Raw genomic sequence first — 17,507 nt, forward strand, 5'->3', positions numbered from 1 at the left:
TATCTCCGGCATCCGGTGCAATTCGGATCGCCGACGCTCAGCGGTTGTTGAGCTCCGATCTGACCAGATGCAGTCCGCGTTCGGTGATGCGATAGGGCTTACCGGCCGACGACTTGATCGCTCTCTTTCGTTTCAGCTTACGGAAAAGCTCGAGATCGACACCGGGATAGACCCAGCCGTCTCTCGTAAAGCAGCGAACGTCCGCGATCGCCTTGCCTTCGCGGGTGATTTCAATGCGGCCGCCCTGGGCCAAATGGTGAAGAATGCGCTGTTCGGCGCGTGAAATGTCCATCGTTGGAGTGTTCCGGAATGGCGTTCGTCAGAACGCAGGAAAACGTTCCGTTCTTCGTGAGAAGAGCGGGGTTTACGTTTCCGGCCCATGCACGCTTTTCAGTGGAAGCGGGCAGGGCCCTTACCGGGACTCAGACTGATGGAACATAAAGACTCCTGTCGGATATCGCGCTTTCTAGGAGATCGCCGCGCAATCGTCAAGGTTGCAATGACCGGCTGCGAGAGCCGGCATTGTCCAGTGCCCCATGTGCGGCCGCGCCTTACAAGCTTGCACCGTGGGATCAATTGCTCTACCGAGAAACCACGAATTCAGGCTTCAAAGAAGAGCATGACATGAGCATCGTCGACGTCCGCACTCCTGATCCGAAACGCTTCATTCCAGGCGCCACCGGCGACTGGGAGGTCATCATCGGCATGGAAGTCCATGCGCAGGTGCTGAGCAATTCGAAGCTGTTCTCCAGTGCGTCGACCGAGTTCGGGTCCGAGCCGAACGCCAATGTGTCGCTGGTCGATGCCGCAATGCCGGGCATGCTTCCGGTCATCAACGAGGAATGCGTCAAGCAGGCCGTGCGCACCGGCCTCGGCTTGAAGGCAAAGATCAACAATCGCTCGATCTTCGACCGGAAGAACTATTTCTATCCGGACCTGCCGCAGGGCTATCAGATCTCGCAATACAAGGATCCGATCGTCGGCGAAGGCAAGATCATCATTTCCGTCGGTCCGGATCGCCAGGGGCAGTTCGAAGACGTCGAGATCGGCATCGAGCGCCTGCATCTGGAGCAGGATGCCGGCAAGTCTATGCACGACCAGCATCCCGCCATGTCCTATGTCGACCTCAACCGGTCGGGCGTCGCGCTGATGGAGATCGTCTCGAAGCCGGACCTGCGGTCGTCGGACGAGGCGAAAGCCTATCTCACCAAGCTCCGCTCGATCCTGCGTTATCTCGGCACCTGCGACGGCAATATGGACGAGGGCTCGATGCGCGCGGACGTCAACGTCTCGGTTCGCCGCCCGGGCGAAGCTTTCGGCACGCGCTGCGAAATCAAGAACGTCAACTCGATCCGCTTCGTCGGCCAGTCGATCGAATACGAGGCCCGTCGCCAGATCGCCATCCTCGAAGACGGCGGCGCGATCGACCAGGAGACCCGTCTCTTCGATGCCAACAAGGGCGAGACCCGCTCCATGCGTTCGAAAGAAGAGGCGCACGACTACCGCTACTTCCCCGATCCGGATCTCCTGCCGCTCGAGTTCGACGATGCCTTCGTGGAAGCTCTCAAGGCCGATCTTCCCGAATTGCCGGACGACAAGAAGGAACGCTTCGTTCGCGATCTCGGTCTGTCCGTTTACGATGCGTCCGTTCTCGTCTCGGAAAAGGCGATTGCCGATTACTTCGAAGCCGTGGCCGAAGGCCGTGACGGCAAGGCGGCGGCGAACTGGGTGATCAACGATCTTCTCGGCGCGCTGAACAAGGCCGGAAAGACCATCGAGGAAACGCCGGTCTCGCCGGCGCAGCTCGGCGGTATCATCGATCTCATCAAGGACGGCACCATTTCCGGCAAGCTCGCAAAGGATCTCTTCGAAATCCTCTGGAGCGAGGGAGGCGATCCGGCCGAGATCGTCGAGAGCCGCGGTATGAAGCAGGTCACCGACACCGGTGCGATCGAGAAGGCGGTCGACGAGATCATCGCCGCCAATCCCGACCAGGTTGAAAAAGCCAAGGCGAAGCCGTCGCTGGCCGGCTGGTTCGTCGGGCAGGTGATGAAGGCAACCGGCGGCAAGGCCAATCCGCAGGCGGTGCAGGCCCTCGTAAAATCCAAGCTCGGCATCGAGGAGTGACGATGTTCTTCGTCCGTACCGCGAGCGAGCGCGACCTCGAAAAGGTTCGCGCTCTGCTTGCCGAGACGTGGCACGCGACCTACGATACGTTCTACGGTGTCGAAAAGGTCAATGAACTGACGGCGAAGTGGCATTCCGTCGAGGCCCTTCGCGCGCGCTTGCAGCGCAAGCACTCCGAGTTTGTCGTCGCCGACAACGGCAGCGAACTTGCCGGGATGGGCTATGCCGCCATGTCCGAGTCGCTGGAAAAGACAGCCGTGTTGCACCAGCTCTATGTGCTGCCGAAGTATCAACGCCATGGCGTCGGTCGCGACATGTTCGCCGAGCTCGAGACCTGCTTCCCGGATGCGGAACGCATGCGGGTGGAAGTGGAGCCGCAGAACCTGCACGCGCTCGCCTTTTATCGCGCGCACGGATTTGTGGAAGTCGCAAAAACATCCAGTTGCGGCGACGAGCAGTCCGGCATACCGGCGCTCATCCTCGAAAAGCGTCTTTCCTGACCTTTGACGCCGCTCGCATCGATGCGACACACCCGCTTCGGCCGCCAGATGCAGGTGAAATGCCCCGCAGCCAAGAGCGGAATCACTGGACAAGCCGGAAGCGGCACGGCATAAGCGGGGGCGAGATTTTGACATCCGGCTGGCTCCCATCGGCCGGTAAAGGACGATGCCTATGAAGCTCCTGCTGCAGATTTTCACCTGGTGGAACGGACAGACGATCGGTACCCGGTTTCACACCTGGCGCCATGGCCAGCGCGTCGGGGAAGACGAGTTCGGCAACGTCTACTATCAGGGCGGCACGGACTCCGAGGGCCGGACGCGGCGTTGGGTGATCTACAACGGCCCTGCCGAGGCGTCTGCGATCCCGCCGGGCTGGCATGGCTGGATGCACCACCGCACCGACGTCTCCCCCGCCGACGAGAAATATGTCGTACGCGAGTGGCAGAAGCCCCACCGCGCCAACCCGACCGGCACGCCCGGTGCCTATCGGCCGAAGGGGTCGATTGCCGGCGCCGGTAAGCGCCCGCGTGTGACCGGCGACTACGACGCCTGGACGCCGCGCTCCTGAGCCTGGGCTCTTTGGGTATCATCCCGCGACATGCGGGACGATCACGGCGCAGCCACATTTCGGGTTTAGCGCCTGAAGTCCATCCGGGACTAACAGCAATGTGCGGGGGATTGGCGGTAATGGCGGGTTTCTGTCTGCGGGATTTGATTGGCCGGGGAGGGCGGTTTGCTGCCATTGCCCTTCTCCTTGCCGCTCCGGTGACGTCTGCCGTCGAAACTGCGCAGGCGGCGCGCCTTTCCAACGCCGTCGCGGTCTTCTCCGGCATCGACAAGATCACCGGCCGCATCACCAGTTTTGACGTCTATATCGGCGAAACGGTGCAATTCGGTGCGCTGCAGGTAACGCCGCGCGTCTGCCACAGCCGCGACGAAACGGAAGCGCCGAAGACGACCACTTTTGTGGAGGTGGACGAAATCACGCTCGACCGGAAGATCCGCCGCATCTTCACCGGCTGGATGTTTGCCGACAGCCCGGGGCTCAATGCGGTCGAGCACCCCGTCTATGACGTTTGGCTGCAGTCCTGCAAGACCTCGTCGGACGTCCCCCCGCCGGACACGGCGGCAAAGCAATAGAGCACTTGGCAAGGCGCCTCCTGCGATCCTTCTCTCTTTGCCTGCCACTCACCGGAGCGACGCAAAGCGTAAGCCTTTCCTTGAGAAGGCATGATCCTCAGAATTCGAGATTTGGCGAAGCTATGGCTTTCGCGAGCAGAACTTCGTACTGAGCCTTGGGCACGTCGACTGCGCCGAAGGACTTCAGGTGTTCGGTCGTGAATTGCGTGTCGAGGAGCCGAAATCCCTTGGACCTCAATCGCTCGACCAGATGGACGAGGCAGATCTTCGATGCGTCGGTGCGCCGCGAGAACATGCTCTCGCCGAAAAAGGCTGCGCCGAGTGAAACGCCGTAGAGCCCGCCGACGAGTACGTCTCCCTCCCATGCCTCGACGCTGTGCGCATGGCCCATTTGGTGCAGGGCCGCATAGAGGGAGCGGATCGTGTCGTTGATCCAGGTCGTCGGCCTGTCCCGTGCGGGCTGAGCGCACCCCTCCATGACCTCGGCGAAGGCCGTATCGAAGCGAATGTCGAAGGGACGTCTGCGGATCGCCTTGGCGAGGCTGCGCGAGACGTGAAACCGGTCCAGCGGGATGATGCCGCGGATCTCGGGCTCGACCCAGAAAAGTTCAGGATCGTCGGCCGAGTCGGCCATGGGGAAGAGGCCGATCGAGTAGGCGCGCAACAACATGTCCGGCGTGATATCCGGTTGTTTGCTGCGCGTCTCCTTCAATGTCGTATCCTATGCGGATGTTGTGGCCAGATGGTGCTCCAGCCAATGGATATCATAATCGCCGTTTGCGATATCCTGATTGTTGATCAGGTCCTGAAAAAGGGGAAGAGTCGTCTTGATGCCGTCGATGACAAATTCATCGAGTACGCGGCGCAGCCGCATCATGCATTCGACGCGCGTCCGGCCGTGGACGATCAGCTTACCAATCAGGCTGTCATAGTAGGGGGGGATACGGTAACCCTGATAGGCGCCGCTGTCGACGCGCACACCGAGGCCACCCGGGGCGTGGAAATGCGTGATCGTGCCCGGAGAAGGAACGAAGGTGCGCGGATCTTCGGCATTGATGCGGCATTCGATGGCGTGACCGGAGAAGACGATATCTTCCTGCTTGGCAGAGAGGCCGGCTCCGGACGCCACGCGAATCTGCTCGTGCACGAGGTCGATCCCGGTGATCGCTTCGGTAATCGGGTGTTCGACCTGCAGGCGCGTGTTCATCTCGATGAAGTAGAACTCGCCGTTCTCGTAGAGGAACTCGATCGTGCCGGCGCCGCGATATTTCAACTTCTTCATCGCCTCGGCGCAGATTTGACCGATCTTCATGCGCTGTTCGACGTTCAGGGCCGGGGAATTGGCTTCTTCCCAGACCTTCTGATGGCGGCGCTGCAGCGAGCAGTCGCGTTCACCGAGATGGATCGCATTGCCCTCGCCATCCCCGACGACCTGGATTTCGATATGGCGCGGCTTGCCGAGAAACTTCTCCATGTAGACCGCGTCGTTGCCGAATGCGGCTGCCGCTTCGGAACGTGCCGTCGCAACCGCGTTTTCGAGTTCCTCCTCGGTGCGGGCGACCTTCATGCCGCGGCCACCGCCACCCGCCGTCGCCTTGATCAGCACGGGGAATCCGATCTGGCGGGCGATCTCCAGGGCGTTCTCCGGCTTCACTTCGCCATCGGAGCCCGGAACCACCGGAATGCCGAGTTCTTCCGCCGTCTTCTTGGCGGTGATCTTGTCGCCCATGAGGCGGATGTGCTCGGCAGTCGGTCCGATGAAAGTGATGCCGTGCGCATCGAGGATATCGGCGAACTTGGCGTTCTCCGAGAGGAAGCCGTAACCCGGATGCACCGCATCCGCACCGGTGATCTCACAGGCGGCAACGATCTGATGGATGTTCAGGTAGCTCTCGCGCGAAGGCGGCGGGCCGATGCAGACGCTCTCGTCGGCGAGCCGGACATGCATGGCGTCGCTGTCCGCCGTCGAGTGCACGGCCACGGTCGCGATGCCGAGCTCCTTGCAGGCGCGCAGGACGCGCAGAGCAATTTCGCCGCGATTGGCAATGAGGATTTTCGAGATCATCGCCACCGTGCCCTATTCGATCACGATCAGGGGTTCGCCATATTCGACCGGAGCGGCGTCCTGCACGAGAATTTCCGTCACCTTGCCGGAGCGGGGGGCCGGAATCTGGTTCATCGTCTTCATTGCCTCGATGATCAGGATCGTCTGACCTTCCTTTACCACCGCACCGACTTCGATGAAGGGGCGGGAGCCCGGAGCCGGGGCGAGATAGGCGGTGCCGACCATGGGGGCCGTCACTGCGTTCTTGGCATTGTGACCGCCTTCGGCGGCACCCTGGGGCGCACCAGCCGGCTGGCCGGCGGCGACGGCGGGCGGCACCTGGTAGGCGGGCATCGCCGGCATGGACATGGCAACAGGCGTGCCGTTCCGCGAAACGCGGATGCGCAGATCGTCCTGCTCCACTTCGATCTCGGTGAGGTCGGTATCGTTAAGGATATTGGCGAGATCACGGATCAGCGCCTGATCGATACCCGGTTTCTTTTCAGCCATGGGATATGAGCCTCGTGTTCTTCTTATTTGGATTTTTCCGTCAGGTTCTTTAACGCATGCAGCGCCAGAATGTAACTCTGTGCGCCGAAACCGCAGATAACGCCTTTGACGGCTGGCGCGATCATCGACTTGTGCCGGAATTCTTCGCGCGCATGAATATTGGAAAGATGCAGCTCCACCACAGGGACGGTGATCGCCCGAATGGCATCGTGCATGGCGATGGAGGTGTGTCCGTAGGCGGCGGGATTGATGGCGATGCCGACTGCCTTTTCGCCAGCCTCGTGTAACCAGTCGACCAACGTGCCTTCATGGTTCGACTGCCGGAAGTCGACGTCGAAGCCGAGGTGTCTGGCCTCCTCCTTGCACATCGCTTCGATGTCGGCAAGCGTCTTGCCGCCATAGATACCCGGTTCGCGTTTGCCGAGCGCGTTCAGGTTTGGGCCGTTCAGCACAAAGATAGTCGAAGGCATAAGGGAATCCGGTCCGGTGATGGAGGGTTACCTATAGACTGATGGTTCCCCGAGGAAAAGCCCCCTGGGTACCAGCGGGCTTTGTCCACAAGTCGTGCTGTTCCGATAGGGGTTGTGGCCGGCCGGCCGTCAGCAGACGGTCTTGCCGCACGCACGCATGTTGGCGACTTTCTGTTCGATCTCTGGCGCCCCGACAGCGCCGAAGACCGCCTCGTTGCCGACGACATAGGAAGGCGTTCCCGTGATGCCGAGCTCGTTGGCGAGCGTATAGGCTTCGCGCATCGAGGCATCATACGGCCCGTCATCCATCTTTTCGCGCAACTGCGCTTCCGTCACGCCGAGCTTGGCCGCAACGGCGATCGCGGTTTCCTCCGTCGCGCGCTCCTCTCCCCCGAGCAGGGCGCGATGGAAATCGCCGTATTTCTCTGGTGCGATCACGCGGAAGGCGGCGCTGACCTTGTGGGCCGCGAGCGAGTCCGGCCCGAGAATTGGGAGCTCCTTGAGAACGAAGCGGACATTCTTGTCCTTGGCGAGGATGTCGTCCATGTCGGAGAGAGCCCGTTTGCAATAGCCGCAGTTGTAATCGAAGAACTCGACGATCGTCACATCGCCGTCCGGATTGCCGAGGGCAATGTCGTAGGCAGAGTTGAAGATCGCCTTCTTGTTGTCGGCGATTGCCGCCTGAGCGGTTTCCTGCTGCTTGGCCCGCTGCTTGGAGGTGAGGGCTTCCTGCACTTCCAGCATGATCTCCGGATTGGCGAGCAGGTACTCCTTGATGAAGGCGCCGAATTCCTCCTTCTGCTTGGCATCGAGCGCCGCCGCGGGACCGGGCAGGGCGACGCCGGCAGCAAGCGCGATCAGGGATGCTGCGGCAATCATCTTCATCTTGAGCGTCATTCTTTCCTCGTGGTCTGCTGTTCTATGTCGGTCGTAGGCTCCGCACGCTTGCGTCAATGCGCCAGTTTGAAGACGACGACAAGTCCCGGCTTGCGCCGACTGGTTGAAGCATAGGGCGTGGCGGAGGGAAACGAAACGGCAAAATCGGCCGAATTGCGGCGTTCGCGGACTTGTGAAGCCGCGAGCGATGGGGCAAAGGGCATCAAGAAACTCGCGAGGACCTTCCTTTGGCACAGATGTCGAAACGTAGCGCAGTCGAGCCGTTCCACGCCATGGATGTGCTGGCCGAGGCCACGCGGCGGCGCGATTCCGGCCATCCGGTCATATCCATGGCGGTCGGTCAGCCCGCGCATCCGGCCCCGAAAGCGGCACTCGATGCAGCAAGGAGGGCACTCGATCACGGTCGGCTCGGCTATACGGACGCTCTTGGCACACTCTCCCTGAAGAGGGCGATTGCCGCTCACTATCACAGCCGACACGGCATCACGTTCGATCCGCAGCGGATTGCGGTGACGACCGGATCGTCGGCCGGGTTCAATCTCGCTTTTCTCGCCCTGTTCGATCCGGGCGATCGCGTGGCTATCGCCCGCCCGGGCTATCCCGCCTATCGCAACATCATGGCCGCGCTCGGGCTCGAAGTGGTCGAGATCGAAGCCAATGCCGATGCCGGCTTCACTTTGACCCCGGACAGCCTGGAGCGCGCCGCCGCACGGGGCGGAAAACCGTTGAAGGGCGTGCTTCTCGCAAGCCCGGCGAACCCGACGGGAACGGTGACCGGCAAGGCGCAGCTGAAGGCGCTCGCCGATTATTGCCGGGACTACTCGATCGCCTTCATTTCCGATGAGATCTATCACGGCCTTACTTTCGCCGGGGAGGAGACGACGGCGCTTGAAGTCGCCGACGACGCCGTCGTGATCAACTCCTTCTCCAAATATTACTGTATGACCGGTTGGCGCATCGGCTGGATGGTTCTGCCCGAGGCGCGGGTGCGTGCCTTCGAGCGCATCGCGCAGAGCCTCTATATTTCGCCGCCGGAGCTGTCACAGATTGCCGCGGAGGCGGCTCTCGGCGCGTATGAGGAGCTCGACGGCTACAAGCGTGCCTATGCCGCGAACCGGGCACTGCTGCTCGAACGGCTGCCGCAGATCGGCTTTTCGATCGCCTCGCCGATGGACGGCGCATTTTACGCCTATGCGGATGTCAGCCGCTTCACCAATGACAGCATGGCCTTCGCCCGTCGGATGCTGGCCGAGATCGACGTCGCGGCAACGCCCGGCTTCGACTTCGATCCCGTCGAAGGGCATCGCACCATGCGCTTTTCCTATGCGGGCGCGGCTATCGAGATGGAGGAGGCGATGAACCGCATCGCGCGCTGGCTGGCCTAAGGCATATCGAGATTCGGGCCGCCCGCGGCGCTTGTTTGATTTCCTCATTCCTGTGCTTGTCACAGGAATGAGGGTAGCGCCGCGTCTGCGGCGCGGGAAGCGTTCTTTCAGCCCAAGGACTTGGTCTGGCTGGATTCCTGTGACGAGCACAGGAATGAGGGACCGGGGATGTGCGGCTACTACATCGAAGCGAAGCGGGACGCTGTATACGGGCGTGACCCGGGACCTCCGCGCCGCCTCGCTATCTTCACGGCACCCTCTCTACCCTCATCCCTGTGCTCGTCACAGGGATCCAGCAGCGCCGCGTCTGCGGCGCGGGAAGCGTTCTTTCAGCCCAAGGACTTGGGCTGGCTGGATTCCTGTGACAAGCACAGAAATGAGGAAATCAAACAAGCCGTCGCGGGTAGTTGCGCCGGGTTTTACCAGTTGCCGGGGTCTGCGGTGTGATCGACACTGGCAAACTCATCTGCCTCTTTCCGGTCCAGTGTCAGGTTGGTTGCGAGCTTCGTTTCATCCGTGACCGAATAATGCAAAGGGGCCGGCCCGTTGGTCAGTTGCTGATACATGAGCAAGGCAGCTTCCTCGGCAGTGTCGGCTTCAAACTCTTCCGTAACGATGACTGTGAACTTGTGCATGGCCTCGTCCTCCCTCTGGAAAGTATAGAGCGGGATAAGGAAAACTATGTGCGGCTTTCCGTCCGGAAAGGGCGGAGTTTTTCAATGGGGCAGCTCACACCTGAGCCGCCACACGTCCCGGCCATGAAAAAGCCCGGATCGCTCCGGGCTATTTCTTTGCTTCTTAGAAGAAACCGCGGCGCTGCCACCAGCCGCCCTTTTTGGGTTTTGCCGGCTCCTCTTCGCCCTCGCTTTTGCTGGACGTCACGACCGGCTCGGTAGCGATCGCCGACAGATCCCGGTTTGCGCGCGCGGGCTTTGCGCCTTCCAGATCGGCAACAGCTTCCTCCACCGCCTCAGGGGCGGCTTCGGGTGTTTCGGGTTGGGACTCAACGGCCTTTTCGGCTCCTTCGTCGACACTCTCGGCCGGCTCCTCGGCCTTGACTGCTTTCTTGCGGCTGCGCCGGGGTTTTGCCGGTTTCGGCTCCTCCGCTGCTGCCTCGACGGCAGCGGCTGCCGCGATATCCGGCGACGTCTCCTCGGCTGCCGCGGCTGGGAGGACTTCCGCCTCTGCGTCGTCACCGGCCGCTTCGCCGGCTTCTGCAGCCACGCCGGCCTCGCCCTCGGCTTCAGCAAGTTCATCCTGACGACTGCGGCGGCCGCCACGCTTGCCGCGGCGGCGACGCTTGCGCTTCTGCTCGCTATCGCCATTCAGGGCATCCGTGGCGTCGCCTTCATCCTCGGCATCGTCCACTGCGCCTTCATCGCCGGTCTCGTCCTCAGCCGCGTCGGCGGCCTCAGCGAAGGCTTCGTCCGCCCCCTGACCCGTGCCCTTGCCGCGCCGGCGGCGACGACGCTTGCGCTTGCGGCCGCCTTGTTCGTCGGTCTGACCCTTTTTCTGGTCCTGACGCTCGGCAGCAATCTCTTCCGCTTCCTCTTCGTCGGTCTCCTCCTCGATGAGGACCTCTTCTTCGTCTTCCGGCTCCGGCTCGAACTGCAGGATCTGGTCGATCCTCACCGGATTTTCGACCGGTTCACCGCGATCGATCGCGAAGTGCTGCGCACCGACATGGGCGTCCGCTTCGATGAAGATGGAGACACCGAAGCGCTGTTCGTAGTCCGTGATCGAACTGCGCTTCTGATTGAGCAGGTAGAGCGCGATATCGGGTGTCGTGCGCACGCTGATGTCGTGCGTGGTGTTCTTGAGCAGATGTTCCTCGATGCCGCGCAGGACATGCAGGGCAACGGAGGATTGCGAACGGATATGGCCCGTACCGTTACAGTGCGGGCAGGTCTGCATCGTGCTTTCCAGCACCGAGGCGCGAATGCGCTGGCGAGACATTTCGAGCAGGCCGAAATGCGAGATGCGGCCGACCTGGATACGGGCCCGATCGTTCTTCAGGCAATCCTTGAGCTTCTTCTCGACGGAGCGGTTGTTCCGCTTCTCTTCCATGTCGATGAAGTCGATCACGATCAGGCCGGCAAGGTCGCGAAGGCGCAATTGCCGCGCTACTTCCTCGGCTGCCTCGAGATTCGTCTGGAGAGCCGTATCCTCGATCGAGTGCTCGCGTGTCGAACGACCGGAGTTCACATCGATGGAAACCAGAGCTTCGGTCTGGTTGATGATGATGTAGCCGCCAGACTTCAGCGTCACCTGCGGCTGCAGCATGCGATCGAGCTGCGCTTCGATGCCGGAGCGGGAGAAGATCGGATGCACGTCGCGATAGGGCTGCACGACCTTTGCGTGGCTCGGCATCAGCATCTTCATGAAGCCCTTGGCTTCCTTGTAGCCTTCCTCGCCCGAAACGACGATCTCGCTGATGTCCTTGTTGTAGAGATCGCGGATCGATCGCTTGATAAGGCTGCCCTCCTCGTAGACGAGGCAGGGGGCAGTAGAGTTCAGCGTCAGCGTGCGGACGTTCTCCCACAGCCGCATGAGGTATTCGAAGTCGCGCTTGATCTCGACTTTCGTGCGATTGGCCCCGGCGGTGCGCAGGATCACACCCATTCCCTGCGGCACGTCGAGACCGCGGGCGATTTCCTTCAGACGCTTGCGGTCCTGCAGGTTGGTGATCTTGCGCGAAATACCGCCGCCGCGCGCCGTGTTCGGCATGAGAACGGAGTAGCGGCCTGCGAGCGAAAGATAGGTCGTGAGTGCCGCACCCTTGTTGCCGCGCTCTTCCTTTGCGACCTGAACCAGCAGGATCTGCCGGCGCTTGATCACTTCCTGAATGCGGTATTGCTTGCGCGGCTTGCGGATATGACGATCCGCCACCTCTTCCATGGCATCTTCGGCGCCGACGGATTCGATGATTTCCTTTTCGCCGTCGTGATTGTCGTCGTCATCGTCGTCGTCACGCTGACGACGCGCGTCGATATCCTCGGAGATCGAATCGGTATCGACCACCGCGGCCATTTCGTTCTTGTCGCCTTCACCGTCTTCCGACGGGCCGCCTTCAGGCGCCACGGGCTCTTCGCCGGCCTTCGGCTTTGCGCGGCGGGTACGCTTCGGCTTGGCCTTGGCCTTCGGCTTCTCCGCAGCGGCCTCGGCGGCCTCGGCGGCTTCTCCGGCTGCCTCGGCGGCTTCGGCCTGTGCCACGACTTCGGCAACCGTATCGCCGGCCGGCGCGGATTTCTGTTCCGCCACGGTGTCGTTCGGCTCGTCATCGTCGCGGCGGGCCTCTTCGGCTTCCGCCTTCAACAGGGCCTGACGATCGGCGAGGGGGATCTGGTAGTAGTCGGGATGGATTTCGGCGAAGGCCAGAAACCCGTGGCGATTGCCGCCGTAATCGACGAAGGCCGCCTGGAGCGACGGCTCCACTCTGGTTACCTTCGCCAGGTAGATATTGCCGCGGATCTGCTTCTTATGTTCCGATTCGAAATCGAATTCTTCTATGCGGTTCCCGCGTACGACAACGACGCGCGTCTCCTCTGAGTGAGACGCATCGATAAGCATTTTCTCTGCCATCTAAGCTGTGCTCCTCGGCGCGGCGGGACGACAGACAGAGTGCCTTTTTCAAGAAGGCTGTCGAAGACGTCGGAGGCTGCGCCGGATATGAAAGGTCCTGTTTGGCGCAGGCGATGGTGCAGCAGCCAGACGGCAGCCGGAACGCTGGGGTCCCGGGGCCGCTCTACTTCTGACCGATACTGCTGAGTCACATCAAAGACCAAACAAGAATGCCAATGTCCTGGACCTCTGGAAGAGGCCCGATGAATGCGCCCGCTTGCGGGCATCCGGTGAAATTCACCATCAAGAACTCCGGCCACCGCCGGAAATTTGCGAACCAGTATACGGAGGAGGAAATGCGGCGACGGCGGATGAATTCCTGCGGCCGCGGAAGCTTGATACGGTTGCAACCGGTTGTTCCGGCTCGATCACTCCCTGGCGCCAAGCTCGTCTAAAAGCTCCGGCTGCCCGGCCGACGATTCTATCCCGTCAACACTTTCTCCTTGTGACGCTTTTATGTTTTCCATGTCACATTGGCAAGGGAAAAGCCTTTGCCGCCACAATATTGATCGATTCGCTTGCGCGGGTGTAACCGGACCTTCAGGAGAAGACATCGCCGGCTGACGGGCGGTGCCACGGCCTCCGCGTCAAGCTTTGGTTAACCCTGAGGGTTCATTGGTTGAGGGGCGGATAGGGGGTGCCGGGGAGACCTTCGCCGGTACATTGATTGGATGAATGCGGGGTTTCAGGTGAGGCGTTCGGCGACTAGGCTGTGTTCCATGGAGGCGATCGGGCGTCGTCGCGGTATGCGCGCGCTCGTCGCTGCCTTTGGTGCCGTTTTGCTTCTCTTGTCGCCCGTAGCGGGCGTGCGCGCCGGCGAGCCGGTGCCTTTCCTCGCCTATGCCGCGCGGATTGCCGGCGACGATGCCCGCACGCGCTTGGTCATCGAGTTCGATCGCGAGCCGGCCTTCTCCATCCACTACGTCGCCAATCCCTTTCGCGTCATCGTCGATCTGCCGGAAACGTCGTTCGGACTGAAACCGGAGAGCCTGCAGCCTCGCGGGTTGTTCGACGCCATCCGCTACGGCGGAATGGGGGCAGGGGCCTCGCGGCTTGTGCTCTCCGCCAAGGGGCCGACGGAGGTGACCCATGCGGAAGTGAAGCCGGTGGAGGACGGGAAGGGCTTTCGCCTCGTGCTCGATGCGGAGAGGATCGGCCAGGACCGCTTCGACAAGCTCCTGGCCGAGCAGCAGTGGACCGGCACGGTGCCCTCCGCCAAGACCGACCGGCCGGCCGCCGCGCCACCCCCGAAGGCCGGCGTCTTCGTGGTTGCGATAGATGCCGGCCATGGCGGAATCGATACCGGTGCAATCGGTGGCGTCACGAAAACCGAAGAGAAACACGTGACCCTGGCCTTCGCGAAGGAGCTGGTGGAACGGCTCAATCACGAACCCGGCATCGAGGCGTTTCTGACGCGGGAGCGCGACGAATTTCTCTCCCTCCCTCAACGCGTGCAGATTGCACGCCAGCGAGGCTCCAACCTGTTCATTTCGGTTCACGCCGACACATTACGGCAGAAGGATATTCGGGGAGCCACGGTCTACACGATCTCCGACAAGGCGTCCGACCACCTCGCAGCCGATCTTGCCGCACGCGAGAATCTCTCCGACGAGATTGCCGGGATTCCGCTCGAAAGCGAGCCGGCCGAAGTCGCGGATATCCTCATCGATCTCACCCGCCGCGAAACGCAGGCTTTCTCGGTCAACCTCGCCCGAAGCGTCATTTCCTCGTTCGAAGGGCAGATCAAGCTGATCAACAATCCGCACCGCCATGCGGGGTTCCGGGTCCTGCAGGCGCCGGACGTGCCCTCGGTGCTGCTCGAGCTCGGCTTCCTGTCGAACAAGGAAGATGAGAAGCAACTGCTCGATGCGGAATGGCGGAAGAAGGTATCCGCGCTGCTTGCGGACGCCGTTCAGCGCTACCGGAACACCGCGGTTGCAAACGGCGGTTGAATGCGCAGGGCATTCCGGGATCGCTGATCTCGTCCCAGCCCGGCGCCACGGAATGGGGATGTGATTTGTGTCGAGCCGGTAACAGCGATATGCTTTTCAGCGGATGCGCACTGTATAATCCGGTAACAGCCCTATTTTACTCACAATCCGGGCCCCTTAGGGGGAGGGCGTCCCGATTTGTGGGAAACGGTGTTGATGCTTCAGGTTCCTGGCCATATGAGGGAGCCCAAACGCGTGTAACTGAAAATGCCGGACGATTTCTTCGGAAGAGTTTGGCGAAGTCGGCTTCCTTTCGCGGAAAACGAGCGTTCGGGCACTCGGCGACCTCGCAATGGGACGATAATTAGATACCGGTACCTGACTGATGATCAGACTGATTGGATATTTTTTTGGCATTGGTGCGTTTCTGCTGCTTGGCACAGCCGCGGCCGTCGCGATCTATCTCGGCGGCATCACCAAGGACTTGCCCGACTATGAGGTGCTGGCCAATTATGCACCGCCGGTGACGACGCGCTTCCATGCGGGTAACGGCGCGCTGATGGCCGAATATGCGCGCGAGCGCCGGCTGTATCTGCCTATTCAGGCGATACCCGATCGCGTCAAGGCCGCATTCATCTCGGCGGAAGACAAGAATTTCTACCGGCATCCGGGTGTCGACGTGACGGGCCTTGCGCGCGCCATCGTCGTCAATGTGCAGAATTTCGGCTCCGGTCGGCGCCCGGTCGGAGCGTCGACGATCACCCAGCAGGTCGCCAAGAATTTCCTTCTGAGCTCCGACCAGACGCTCGATCGCAAGATCAAGGAAGCGATCCTCTCCTTCCGCATCGAACAGGCCTACAGCAAGGACCGCATTCTCGAGCTCTATCTCAACGAGATTTTCTTCGGGCTGAATTCCTACGGCATCGCCGGGGCGGCGCTGACCTATTTCGACAAGTCGGTGACGGAACTGACGATTGCCGAGACCGCCTATCTTGCGGCCCTGCCCAAGGGGCCGGCCAATTATCACCCGTTCCGCGAGGTCGAGGCTGCGATCGAGCGCCGCAACTGGGTGATCGATCGGATGGTCGAAAATGGATACGTCACCAAGGCTGACGGCGAGGAGGCAAAGCAACAACCGCTCGGCGTCAAGCCGCGGCGCGGCGGCGCGCACCTCTTCGCCTCCGATTTCTTCGCCGAAGAAGTGCGTCGTCAGATCATCCAGAAATACGGCGACAAGGCCCTTTACGAGGGCGGGCTTTCCGTGCGTACGTCGCTGGATCCGCGGCTGCAGATTGCGGCGCGCAAGGCGCTTCAGGACGGGCTTTTGAACTACGACGAGCGGCGAGGCTTTCACGGTCCGGTGAAGACAATCGAGATCGGCGGCGACTGGGGCGAGCCGCTGAGCAAGATCCCCATGCTCAGCGACGTGCCGGAATGGAAACTGGCGGTCGTGCTCTCTGTAGACAGCGAAGGCGCCGAAATCGGCGTCCAGCCGGAAAAGGAAGTCTCGGGCAAGATCGTGCCTGAACGGGTGACCGGGCGGATTGCCGCCAAGAACATGCAGTGGGCCTATCGCTCCGCGGGCGGAAAGCGCAAGAACGCCAAGTCGCCGGAGGGGGTCTTCGGGCCGGGCGACGTCGTCTATGTCGAGCCGTTGCAAGAGGCCGGCGAATATCGGCTGCGCCAGCCGCCGAAGGTTCAGGGCGGATTGGTCGCGATGGACCCGCATACCGGCCGCGTGCTGGCGATGGTCGGCGGGTTTTCCTACGGACAGTCCGAGTTCAACCGCGCGACTCAGGCGATGCGCCAGCCCGGTTCCGCCTTCAAACCCTTCGTCTACGCGGCCGCCCTCGACAACGGCTATACCCCGGCATCGGTCATTCTGGATGCGCCTATCGAGATCGTCGCGGGCGGTCAGGTCTGGCGGCCCGAAAACTACGGCGGCGGCTCTGCCGGACCGTCGACGCTCCGCCTCGGCATCGAAAAATCGCGCAACCTGATGACGGTCCGGCTTGCCAACGACCTGGGCATGAACATCGTCGCCGAATATGCCGAGCGTTTCGGGATCTACGACAAGATGGCGCCGCTTCTTGCGATGTCGCTCGGTTCCGGCGAAACGACGGTGCTGCGTCTCGTGTCCGCCTATGCCGTCATCGCCAATGGCGGCAAGCAGATCAAGCCGTCGCTGATCGACCGGATCCAGGACCGTTACGGCAAGACCATCTTCCGCCACGAGGACCGGGCCTGCGAGAATTGCAATGCCGACCATTGGGAAGCTCAGGAAGAGCCGGTGCTGATCGACAATCGCGAGCAGGTCCTCGACCCGATGACCTCCTATCAGATCACCTCCATGATGGAAGGCGTAATCGCGCGGGGGACCGCGGCAGGCAAGATCAAACTCGATCGCCCTGTCGCGGGCAAGACCGGCACGACCAATGACGAGAAGGACGCCTGGTTCGTGGGTTACACTCCCGACCTCGTCGCGGGGCTCTATCTCGGCTTCGACGACCCGGCACCGCTCGGGCGCGGGTCGACCGGCGGCGGCCTGTCGGCGCCGATCTTCAACGCCTTCATGCAGAAGGCGGTGGAGGGTACCCGTCCCGGCAAGTTCGTGGTGCCGGAAGGCATGAGCCTTATTCCCGTCAACCGCAAGACCGGCATGGCGGCCGTCGAGGGCGAGCCGGACACGATCATCGAAGCCTTCAAGCCGGGCACCGGTCCTGCGGACACCTTCTCGGTCATCGGCGACCTCGACGAATATGCGCCGCCGGAAGAAATATTGAGAACCTCTCCGCAGGCCAACCAGGCGGTAACCTCCGGCTCCAACGGACTGTTCTGACCCTTTCCATTGCGCGTGGTGCCCGTCGCCTTTACATCGGCGG

At 61.7% G+C, this 17,507-nt stretch carries 15 protein-coding genes; 7 read left to right on the forward strand and 8 right to left on the reverse strand.

Going from position 1 to position 17,507, the window contains the following annotated elements; all coding sequences use genetic code 11:
- Positions 1-37 precede the first annotated feature (37 nt).
- The gene (locus tag ACFHWW_RS27100) at positions 38-292 is read right to left on the reverse strand and encodes a YjhX family toxin (protein ID WP_018094884.1); all 255 of its coding nucleotides are present in this window, start codon (positions 290-292) and stop codon (positions 38-40) included.
- A gap of 332 nt (positions 293-624) precedes the next feature.
- Here ACFHWW_RS27100 and gatB point away from each other — a divergent pair, with 332 nt between their 5' ends.
- The 4 genes from gatB to ACFHWW_RS27120 all read left to right on the forward strand — a co-directional run bounded on the left by gatB (position 625) and on the right by ACFHWW_RS27120 (position 3,767).
- Complete coding sequence (gene gatB, locus ACFHWW_RS27105; protein WP_018094885.1) at positions 625-2,127, forward strand: Asp-tRNA(Asn)/Glu-tRNA(Gln) amidotransferase subunit GatB; 1,503 nt, start codon at positions 625-627, stop codon at positions 2,125-2,127.
- Between the two features lie 2 nt (positions 2,128-2,129).
- Positions 2,130-2,627 (forward strand): GNAT family N-acetyltransferase, encoded by a 498-nt coding sequence (locus ACFHWW_RS27110; RefSeq protein ID WP_275596406.1) that lies wholly within the window; start codon positions 2,130-2,132, stop codon positions 2,625-2,627.
- A 172-nt stretch (positions 2,628-2,799) separates the two neighbouring features.
- Positions 2,800-3,195, forward strand: coding sequence for an NADH:ubiquinone oxidoreductase subunit NDUFA12 (locus ACFHWW_RS27115; protein ID WP_018094887.1), 396 nt, complete (start codon positions 2,800-2,802; stop codon positions 3,193-3,195).
- Between the two features lie 119 nt (positions 3,196-3,314).
- Positions 3,315-3,767, forward strand: coding sequence for a DUF2155 domain-containing protein (locus ACFHWW_RS27120; protein ID WP_018094888.1), 453 nt, complete (start codon positions 3,315-3,317; stop codon positions 3,765-3,767).
- Positions 3,768-3,864: 97 nt separating this feature from the next.
- On the opposite strand, the gene aat is transcribed toward ACFHWW_RS27120, so the two are convergent.
- From aat to ACFHWW_RS27145, 5 genes are all read right to left on the reverse strand, one after another.
- Entirely contained in the window at positions 3,865-4,479 is a 615-nt protein-coding gene (aat, locus tag ACFHWW_RS27125; protein ID WP_018094889.1) for a leucyl/phenylalanyl-tRNA--protein transferase, read from the reverse strand.
- A 9-nt stretch (positions 4,480-4,488) separates the two neighbouring features.
- Positions 4,489-5,832, reverse strand: a complete 1,344-nt coding sequence (gene accC / locus ACFHWW_RS27130; RefSeq protein WP_100672224.1) for an acetyl-CoA carboxylase biotin carboxylase subunit — start codon at positions 5,830-5,832, stop codon at positions 4,489-4,491.
- A 12-nt stretch (positions 5,833-5,844) separates the two neighbouring features.
- On the reverse strand, positions 5,845-6,321 hold the full coding sequence (accB, locus tag ACFHWW_RS27135; RefSeq protein ID WP_379942156.1) for an acetyl-CoA carboxylase biotin carboxyl carrier protein: 477 nt from the start codon (positions 6,319-6,321) through the stop codon (positions 5,845-5,847).
- Positions 6,322-6,344: 23 nt separating this feature from the next.
- Positions 6,345-6,791: a type II 3-dehydroquinate dehydratase gene (gene aroQ / locus ACFHWW_RS27140; RefSeq protein WP_018094891.1), complete on the reverse strand. Its 447-nt coding sequence runs from the start codon at positions 6,789-6,791 to the stop codon at positions 6,345-6,347.
- Between the two features lie 129 nt (positions 6,792-6,920).
- Entirely contained in the window at positions 6,921-7,688 is a 768-nt protein-coding gene (locus ACFHWW_RS27145) for a DsbA family protein (RefSeq protein WP_379942158.1), read from the reverse strand.
- Between the two features lie 227 nt (positions 7,689-7,915).
- Here ACFHWW_RS27145 and ACFHWW_RS27150 point away from each other — a divergent pair, with 227 nt between their 5' ends.
- The gene (locus ACFHWW_RS27150; RefSeq protein WP_379942160.1) at positions 7,916-9,073 is read left to right on the forward strand and encodes a pyridoxal phosphate-dependent aminotransferase; all 1,158 of its coding nucleotides are present in this window, start codon (positions 7,916-7,918) and stop codon (positions 9,071-9,073) included.
- Positions 9,074-9,492: 419 nt separating this feature from the next.
- Here the strand turns inward: ACFHWW_RS27150 and ACFHWW_RS27155 are convergent, their stop codons facing one another.
- Positions 9,493-9,708: a hypothetical protein gene (locus tag ACFHWW_RS27155; RefSeq protein WP_100672230.1), complete on the reverse strand. Its 216-nt coding sequence runs from the start codon at positions 9,706-9,708 to the stop codon at positions 9,493-9,495.
- Positions 9,709-9,871: 163 nt separating this feature from the next.
- Complete coding sequence (locus tag ACFHWW_RS27160) at positions 9,872-12,655, reverse strand: ribonuclease E/G (RefSeq protein ID WP_100672231.1); 2,784 nt, start codon at positions 12,653-12,655, stop codon at positions 9,872-9,874.
- A 758-nt stretch (positions 12,656-13,413) separates the two neighbouring features.
- On the opposite strand from ACFHWW_RS27160, the gene ACFHWW_RS27165 reads away from it, so the two are divergent.
- Together ACFHWW_RS27165 and ACFHWW_RS27170 are read left to right on the forward strand one after the other, a co-directional pair.
- Entirely contained in the window at positions 13,414-14,646 is a 1,233-nt protein-coding gene (locus ACFHWW_RS27165; protein ID WP_379942163.1) for an N-acetylmuramoyl-L-alanine amidase, read from the forward strand.
- A 364-nt stretch (positions 14,647-15,010) separates the two neighbouring features.
- Positions 15,011-17,464 (forward strand): penicillin-binding protein 1A, encoded by a 2,454-nt coding sequence (locus ACFHWW_RS27170; RefSeq protein WP_379942165.1) that lies wholly within the window; start codon positions 15,011-15,013, stop codon positions 17,462-17,464.
- Positions 17,465-17,507 lie beyond the last annotated feature (43 nt).

Origin of the sequence: Sinorhizobium sp. P24N7, assembly GCF_042436655.1 — a bacterium.
GTDB classification, from domain to species: domain Bacteria; phylum Pseudomonadota; class Alphaproteobacteria; order Rhizobiales; family Rhizobiaceae; genus Sinorhizobium; species Sinorhizobium meliloti_A.

What these genes read in the sequence shown, in the direction of transcription:
- ACFHWW_RS27100 (WP_018094884.1), bottom strand. Translation starts at nt 292, where the DNA reads ATGGACATTTCACGCGCCGAACAGCGCATTCTTCACCATTTGGCCCAG.
- gatB (WP_018094885.1), top strand. Translation starts at nt 625, where the DNA reads ATGAGCATCGTCGACGTCCGCACTCCTGATCCGAAACGCTTCATTCCA.
- ACFHWW_RS27110 (WP_275596406.1), top strand. Translation starts at nt 2,130, where the DNA reads ATGTTCTTCGTCCGTACCGCGAGCGAGCGCGACCTCGAAAAGGTTCGC.
- ACFHWW_RS27115 (WP_018094887.1), top strand. Translation starts at nt 2,800, where the DNA reads ATGAAGCTCCTGCTGCAGATTTTCACCTGGTGGAACGGACAGACGATC.
- ACFHWW_RS27120 (WP_018094888.1), top strand. Translation starts at nt 3,315, where the DNA reads ATGGCGGGTTTCTGTCTGCGGGATTTGATTGGCCGGGGAGGGCGGTTT.
- accC (WP_100672224.1), bottom strand. Translation starts at nt 5,832, where the DNA reads ATGATCTCGAAAATCCTCATTGCCAATCGCGGCGAAATTGCTCTGCGC.
- accB (WP_379942156.1), bottom strand. Translation starts at nt 6,321, where the DNA reads ATGGCTGAAAAGAAACCGGGTATCGATCAGGCGCTGATCCGTGATCTC.
- aroQ (WP_018094891.1), bottom strand. Translation starts at nt 6,791, where the DNA reads ATGCCTTCGACTATCTTTGTGCTGAACGGCCCAAACCTGAACGCGCTC.
- ACFHWW_RS27145 (WP_379942158.1), bottom strand. Translation starts at nt 7,688, where the DNA reads ATGACGCTCAAGATGAAGATGATTGCCGCAGCATCCCTGATCGCGCTT.
- ACFHWW_RS27155 (WP_100672230.1), bottom strand. Translation starts at nt 9,708, where the DNA reads ATGCACAAGTTCACAGTCATCGTTACGGAAGAGTTTGAAGCCGACACT.
- ACFHWW_RS27160 (WP_100672231.1), bottom strand. Translation starts at nt 12,655, where the DNA reads ATGGCAGAGAAAATGCTTATCGATGCGTCTCACTCAGAGGAGACGCGC.
- ACFHWW_RS27165 (WP_379942163.1), top strand. Translation starts at nt 13,414, where the DNA reads ATGGAGGCGATCGGGCGTCGTCGCGGTATGCGCGCGCTCGTCGCTGCC.
- ACFHWW_RS27170 (WP_379942165.1), top strand. Translation starts at nt 15,011, where the DNA reads ATGATCAGACTGATTGGATATTTTTTTGGCATTGGTGCGTTTCTGCTG.